This window comes from Streptomyces turgidiscabies Car8, assembly GCF_000331005.1.
GTDB lineage: Bacteria > Actinomycetota > Actinomycetes > Streptomycetales > Streptomycetaceae > Streptomyces > Streptomyces turgidiscabies.
In genome coordinates, this window is sequence record NZ_AEJB01000044.1 from 1 (window position 1) to 2,120 (window position 2,120).

2 protein-coding genes are annotated in these 2,120 nt (G+C 71.7%); both read left to right on the forward strand.

The genetic code is table 11. The features are described from left to right. Positions 1–452: NAD(P)/FAD-dependent oxidoreductase (locus STRTUCAR8_RS03250; protein ID WP_006373983.1), on the forward strand; the 452-nt coding region annotated here is incomplete at its 5' end. Between the two features lie 198 nt (positions 453–650). Then, complete coding sequence (gene purB / locus STRTUCAR8_RS03255) at positions 651–2,093, forward strand: adenylosuccinate lyase (protein ID WP_044471556.1); 1,443 nt, start codon at positions 651–653, stop codon at positions 2,091–2,093. Positions 2,094–2,120 lie beyond the last annotated feature (27 nt).

Here is a 2,120-nt window from a genome sequence, read left to right on the forward strand (position 1 = left end):
TCACCGACACCGACCTGCCCGCCGCTGCCCACACCGCACGCCACTTCCACCGACGGATGTCGGCCACCCGCCACGTGTCCCGATGGGTCCACCCTGACCGGCCCCCGCCCACGTCACCCGCCGCACCCCGCCGGGCCGCCGCGCACACAGCGCACCTGGACCGGGTGTACGGAGACGGCTGGACCGCCGCCGGGGACGCGGCGGTCGCCTTCGACCCGCTCTCCTCCCAGGGCGTGCTGACCGCCCTCTACACCGGGCTGAGCGCGGGCCTGGCCGTCGACGCCCGCCTGAGTCAGGTTCCTGAGGACGCGGACTCGGCCCTCGCCGCCTACGCGGACCAGGTCGAGGCCGCACGGAACGCGTATCTGCGCGGCCACCGTGTCATCCACGCCCAGGAGGCCCGCTGGACCGACCGCTCCTTCTGGGCGCGACGCCTGGCCGACCTGCCCTGACAGCCCCGTCCGGTGCGACCTGAACTGCTCGGGCCGCACCGGCTGGTGGTCAAGGGGCAGACTTCCGGTGATCCGCCGCGTCGCCGAGAGTCGCGAACCTGCCGGCACGGAGATCACTTCGCACGACGGCCTCTCGTACCTTCCTCCGAACAGGACCGTGGCGCCGACCTGCACGAAGCGCCAGTAGAATCCGTACACGTGACCGCCGCACCCGCAAAGCCCCGCATCCCGAACGTCCTCGCCGGACGTTACGCCTCCGCCGAGCTCGCCACGCTCTGGTCGCCCGAGCAGAAGGTGAGGCTGGAGCGGCAGCTCTGGCTCGCCGTGCTGCGGGCCCAGAAGGACCTCGGCATCGAGGTGCCCGACGCCGCCCTCGCCGACTACGAGCGGGTCCTCGACACCGTCGACCTGGCGTCGATCGCCGAGCGCGAGAAGGTCACCCGGCACGATGTGAAGGCGCGGATCGAGGAGTTCAACGACCTCGCCGGGCACGAGCACGTCCACAAGGGCATGACGTCCCGCGACCTCACCGAGAACGTGGAGCAGCTGCAGATCCGGCTCTCGCTGGAGCTGGTGCGCGACCGTACGGTGGCCGTGCTGACGCGGCTCGGGAAGCTCGCGGGTGAGTACGGCGAGCTGGTCATGGCCGGCCGTTCGCACAACGTGGCCGCGCAGGCCACCACCCTGGGCAAGCGGTTCGCGACCGCCGCCGACGAGCTGCTCGTCGCGTACGGCCGGGTCGAGGAGCTGCTGGAGCGGTACCCGCTGCGCGGCATCAAGGGCCCCGTGGGCACCGCCCAGGACATGCTGGACCTGCTCGGCGGCGACGCGTCCAAGCTCGCCGAGCTGGAGCAGCGGATCGCCGGGCACCTGGGCTTCTCCACCGCCTTCACCTCCGTCGGCCAAGTCTATCCGCGCTCGCTGGACTACGACGTCGTCACCGCGTTGGTGCAGCTGGCCGCCGCGCCCTCCTCGACCGCCAAGACGATCCGGCTGATGGCCGGCCACGAGCTGGTGACGGAGGGCTTCAAGGCCGGCCAGGTCGGCTCGTCCGCGATGCCGCACAAGATGAACACCCGTTCCTGCGAGCGCGTCAACGGGCTCATGGTGATCCTGCGCGGCTACGCCTCGATGACGGGCGAGCTGGCGGGCGACCAGTGGAACGAGGGCGACGTGTCCTGCTCGGTGGTGCGCCGGGTGGCCCTCCCCGACGCGTTCTTCGCCCTCGACGGGCTGCTGGAGACCTTCCTGACGGTCCTCGACGAGTTCGGCGCCTTCCCGGCCGTCGTCGCGCGCGAACTCGACCGCTACCTCCCCTTCCTCGCCACCACGAAGGTGCTGATGGGCGCGGTGCGCGCGGGTGTGGGCCGCGAGGTGGCGCACGAGGCCATCAAGGAGAACGCCGTCGCCTCCGCGCTCGCCATGCGTGAGCAGGGCACCGAGCGCAACGAGCTCCTCGACAAGCTCGCCGCCGACGAGCGCATCCCCCTGGACCGCGCGCAGCTCGACGCCCTGATGGCCGACAAGCTGTCGTTCACGGGCGCCGCCGCCGACCAGGTCGCCGTCGTCGTGGGCCGGATCGAGGAGATCGCCAAGCAGCATCCCCAGGCCGCGGCCTACACCCCCGGAGCGATCCTCTGACCCGCTTCACCCAGGCCGAACTGGAGG